This window comes from Maribacter sp., assembly GCF_049667165.1.
Taxonomy (GTDB): Bacteria; Bacteroidota; Bacteroidia; order Flavobacteriales; family Flavobacteriaceae; genus Maribacter_A.
On sequence record NZ_JBATHS010000069.1, the window covers coordinates 1 to 4993 of the forward strand.

Here is a 4993-nt window from a genome sequence, read left to right on the forward strand (position 1 = left end):
CACCTTCATATCCATCACAAAACCTGTATCCTTGTCGATCTCACCATAAACACTCACCACCAAATCATAATTATGTCCATGAAAATTTGGGTTATTGCACTTGCCAAAAATCTCCGTATTCGTGGCATCGTCCCATTCAGGCCTATACAATCGGTGTGCCGCATTAAAATGTGCCTTTCTACTTACCTTTACTTTCATTTTTCACGTTATGCATTAAATGGTCATAGAATTTTTCGAAAATAATCTTGAACCATACGGTATACTGTTGCGGATTTTCAGCAATATCAATTTGAACGTCCTCTGGTTTCATCCATTTAAAATCGGCTACCTCTTCTGGATTTATAATAGGCTTTCCATTGAAATTCCCCATCATCACATGGTCTAATTCATGCTCGGTCAGGCCATTGTCAAAAGGTGCCTTATAGATAAACGAAAATAATTCCTTAAGGTCGGCGGTAAATCCCATTTCTTCCTGTAATCTTCTTCGCCCCGCTTCTATGTTCGTCTCACCCACTCTCTGGTGGCTGCAACACGTATTGGTCCATAACAAAGGGGAATGGTATTTATGTGCCGCCCTTTGCTGAAGCATGGTTTCCCCTCTATCGTTCATGATAAAAACGGAGAAAGCCCTATGTAGTACCGCTTTTTCGTGGGCTTCCATCTTAGGCATCGTACCTATTTGTTCGTTCAAGGTATTTACAAGAATTACTTCTTCTTCATTCATGCTGTAAAAATAAGACCTTTGCCTTACTTTTAAGTTAAGCCTTTTATAAAAATATCAGATGAATATAATTAATGTAAAACGAACTAGAAGAACCTTGGTGACTTCAGATAACCTTTGGTCTTTATAAAATCATATCTAAAAATGATCTCAAAGGAACCATCATTGAAGGCTGCATTGCCCAATTCAGTAATCTCCCGATCATAGGCCATGCCTATCAATAAGGATTCATTAAGCTGAAAACCGACCATACCACTCAAGGCAGCATCCCAACGATAGGCTGCGCCAAGAATAAACTTATCGTTCAACATAAAGTTGGCTGAAAGATCTATTTGCAAGGGTGCCCCTTGAACCACCTTTGATAAAATAGTAGGCTTGAATTTAAGATCGGTGTTTAAATCGAAGACATAGCCGGTGATCAAATAAAAATTCATTTGTTCCTTGGCCGTTGACAGGGAGGACTCCTCGAAGTGTGAAGTCTGCAAAAACCGCGGGACCGATATGCCTGCATAGAAATTATTGGTATGGTAATATACTCCGGCTCCGATATTCGGTGAAAACTTATTATCGATGTCCTGCTCCAAAGTGGCATCGGGAGCATATTGGTTCAGTTCGGAAAAACGAATATCCAACAAATGTGCACTGGCTTTTAATCCAAAACTCAACTTGCCTTCATCCGAGGTCTTTACGGTATATGAAAAATCAACATCAAAATATGTTTCTGACGTAGGCCCAATTTCATCATTGACTATGGACAACCCCATGCCTACCCCATTGTAACCAATAGGGGAATGTAAATTCAAGGTCTGGGTCTTGGGTGCACCGTCAAGTCCTATCCATTGCGATCTATGCAATGCAGCAATACTCAAATGTCCCCTTGAACCTGCATATCCAGGATTAACACTCACCGTATTGTACATATATTGCGTATATTGGGCATCTTGTTGGGCCTGTACTTCTGCTGGAAAGAACAACACCACAAAACCTATTAAACCCAGTATCCGCATTCCTATTCCAATCTGTCTCATATACTTCATCATAATCATCATCTATTGATATATATATACCCTGACAGTGTTACCGTCTTACCGGTTACATCTACATAATCAAGGATATAGAAATAGGTACCGACGGGTAGTTTGTTGTCTTTTTCGATCGTAACCCTTCCTTCAGAAGTGCCATCAAAAGTATTACCATTGGTATTGTATGCTTTCGTTGTATAGACCAAAACACCCCATCTATTATAAATTCTTATGGTATTCTCCGGATAATTTTGCAAACCACTTATGACCAAGACATCGTGGACCCCATCACCATTTGGGGTGATCACGTTAAAGACTTCCACTTCCTCTTCAGGGACATTGGGTTGAAGGTAATCAGGGGTGCCATCGCCATCGGTATCATCGTTTGAATAATCCCCATCGCCATTAAGATCTTCATCTATGGTCATCAATGCATCATCATCATCATTGGTATCCCTATAATCTGATTCATTATCGCCATCTGTATTTGGTAAATTATCAAATGGATCGTCCATTTCATCGTTTACGTCGACATCAATTACCGTATACCCCTCATAACCATCATCGAGACCGTCATTATCTTTATCAGATCCTATGAAAAGTACATCAGCAATACCATCATGATCTTGATCATGCCCTTCAATACGGTCGGGTACATTATCATTATCACTATCATCGTCTAAATAATCCGGCATATTATCCCCATCTGTATCAATTGGGAATATTCCTAATGAAGTAATCTCGTAAATATCATCCAACCCGTTGCCATTGTCGTCTTGTCCACTTGGGGCAATATAATCTGCCGTACTTTGAGCTTCAACATTATCGGGAATACCATCATTATCACTATCGATATCCAAATAATCGGCAAACCCATCTTCATCGGTGTCAGTAGGATTTGTAGATGGGTCACCATCGCCATCCAAATCCAAATCTTCAAAACTATCAATGATACCATCATTATCCGTATCAAGATCAGCGCCCATAGGATTCACAACAATCGTAATCGTTGCCGTACTACAGTTAGATAAATCATCACAAATCGTATATGTAAAAACGTCAGTACCAATAAATCCAAGGTTAGGGGTGTACGTTAAATTATCATCAATTCTAGAAGTTGGTGTCCCATTATCATTTATGGTTACGATACCATCCGATGGTAACGTATTTGTTATCGTTGTGAGCGAGGAATAATCATTATCGTTGTTCAGAATATAAATATTGACAGGTACATTTTCATCTGTTGCGACTGAGTCATCAAAAGCATCAATAATAGGCAATACGTCTATAGTTACTGTAGCCGTACTACAATCCCCAGAAGAATTACAAACGGTGTAATCAAAGGAATCAGGGCCATTATAATTAGGATTTGGAGTATAAATAACCACATCGTCTGTTGGATTATTTGGAGTTCCATTTTCATTTATAGTTATTACCCCATTGGTTGGATTTGTAGTTGTCATAGCCCCAGTGGTAGGTAAATCAGAATCATTGGCATAAATATCAACGATCACCGGCACATCCTCATCCGTTGTCACAACATCATCAACCAATATTGCTGACTGATCAATACACACCACGGTAAAATTCGGTAAATCAAAACTATTCCCCGCTTTGGTTACCGTCGCTGTATATCGTGTAACGCTCAACGTTGAAATCACCGTGGGGCGGGTTTGGTCCCCAGTTACTGCGGGACTCCAACTCAAGGTAGCACCAGAGGAAAGATCCACATTAGCACTTATATCCAAAGTAACCTCATTATCGGGTGAACTGCAATTGGTTACAATAAAATAACCCGATGCATTTGAACCACAAAGGGTACCATCATATGTTGCAAAATAAATCCCAGGCGTAGTTACTTCATAAAAGAAATCAGTACCTAGGACCGTTGAAGTGTCCGAAGCCTCGAACCATTGGTAATTATGTTCATCACTACTATTGGGCGCCTGCAACAAAAACTGTGCATGAGACACAACAATCCCCAACAAGGTAAACACCATGCTGAGGAATATAGTTTTATATGTCTTGGAGTGTTTCAAATCGATTTGGGTCGGTATTCTTTATTACTATTATTTAACTACAAATACTACGTTGATCAATGAATTATAATCTGCAGGCGTACCCACCACATCATACTGCATTACGCCATCGGCACTTATGCTATCAATATTCAACACCGCAGGATCTGCATAGGTCACATAGTAATAGAGCTCGGTTTTTCCATATGTTGGCACCGCAGCAGGTGCCCCTGCACTGGCCATAGTAGGGCTGCCAAATTGATCGATATATTCTTGATATAAATCAATGGTTACATTATTGACAACTGTAGAAGCATCAACTGCAATGGAAGGCGGATAGAAAATTCTAGCTGCTTTTGAAGTGATAGGTGCGATAGCATTAATCACTTCCTGAACCGTAGTTTCTTCCACATAACCTTGTGCTACACTTTTTTCCGCATCATCGACATCAATCGCTGTTCGCAAAAGAACTTCATCATCGTATTGGTCGTCCGTACCTAAATCGGCCAATGGTATGGTCACTGTATTCGTATCACTGTCCGTCAAGATAAGGTTCGTCCCGTCCTCCGTCAAACTCGTATTCGTGGTGTTCGTGTCCAAAGCGGATAGGTCGGCAACATGTGGTGCCTGGCCGTCGTCCTGTACCTCAAGGGTAAGTTCGCCCGTTCCAGCATTGAAACTGAAGGTATCCACTTGCTGGTCATCCGTATCGGTATCCAAAGCACTCAAGTTAACGGTCACAGGGGCGGCACCATCGTCCTCCAAGGAAATGGCCAATTCGCCGGTTCCCGAATTGAAGGTAAGTCCGTCCACTGTCTGGTCGTCCGTTCCTGGATTATCCAATGCACTCAAATCGGCTGTTGCCGTTCCACCATCCTCTAAGGCTATTGTCAACTCGTTTGTTCCTGCGTTGAACAAGGTGTTGGGATCATCCAATTGTTGGTCGTCCGTGCCCACCAAACTGGATAGGTCGACGGTTGTCGATGACCCTCCTTCTATATCTATCTGTAGGCTGTTGCCCGTTAAGGTGGCGCCCGTCAAATTCTGGTCATCGGTACTGCCCGCGGCCAATTCGGCCAAGGCACCCTCTACTTCCGTAGCGGTGAAGTTACCTGCCGCATCGGTGATGTTCACTTCATCGGCGATCTGGTCGTCCGTGCCCACCAAACTGGATAGGTCCACGGTTGTCGATGATCCACCTTCTATATCTATCTGTAGGCTGTTGCCCGTTA

The 4993-nt window shown here is 41.9% G+C and carries 5 protein-coding genes; all 5 read right to left on the reverse strand.

All coding sequences use genetic code 11. The annotated features are described in order from the left end of the window. The coding region (locus WBM98_RS04105) for a 6-carboxytetrahydropterin synthase (protein ID WP_424364756.1) at positions 1-198 on the reverse strand (198 nt) is incomplete at its 3' end. Beyond that, entirely contained in the window at positions 179-724 is a 546-nt protein-coding gene (gene idi, locus WBM98_RS04110) for an isopentenyl-diphosphate Delta-isomerase (protein WP_424364757.1), read from the reverse strand. The genes WBM98_RS04105 and idi, both read right to left, overlap by 20 nt. A gap of 83 nt (positions 725-807) precedes the next feature. Next, the gene (locus WBM98_RS04115; RefSeq protein ID WP_424364760.1) at positions 808-1728 is read right to left on the reverse strand and encodes a PorP/SprF family type IX secretion system membrane protein; all 921 of its coding nucleotides are present in this window, start codon (positions 1726-1728) and stop codon (positions 808-810) included. A gap of 38 nt (positions 1729-1766) precedes the next feature. Continuing rightward, a complete protein-coding gene (locus tag WBM98_RS04120) occupies positions 1767-3743 on the reverse strand; it encodes an Ig-like domain-containing protein (RefSeq protein WP_424364758.1) in 1977 nt (658 codons plus the stop codon). Between the two features lie 69 nt (positions 3744-3812). Continuing rightward, on the reverse strand, positions 3813-4993 hold a 1181-nt coding region (locus WBM98_RS04125; protein ID WP_424364759.1), incomplete at its 5' end, for a hypothetical protein.

What these genes read in the sequence shown, in the direction of transcription:
- WBM98_RS04115 (WP_424364760.1), bottom strand. Translation starts at nt 1,728, where the DNA reads ATGCGGATACTGGGTTTAATAGGTTTTGTGGTGTTGTTCTTTCCAGCA.
- idi (WP_424364757.1), bottom strand. Translation starts at nt 724, where the DNA reads ATGAATGAAGAAGAAGTAATTCTTGTAAATACCTTGAACGAACAAATA.
- WBM98_RS04120 (WP_424364758.1), bottom strand. Translation starts at nt 3,743, where the DNA reads ATGGTGTTTACCTTGTTGGGGATTGTTGTGTCTCATGCACAGTTTTTG.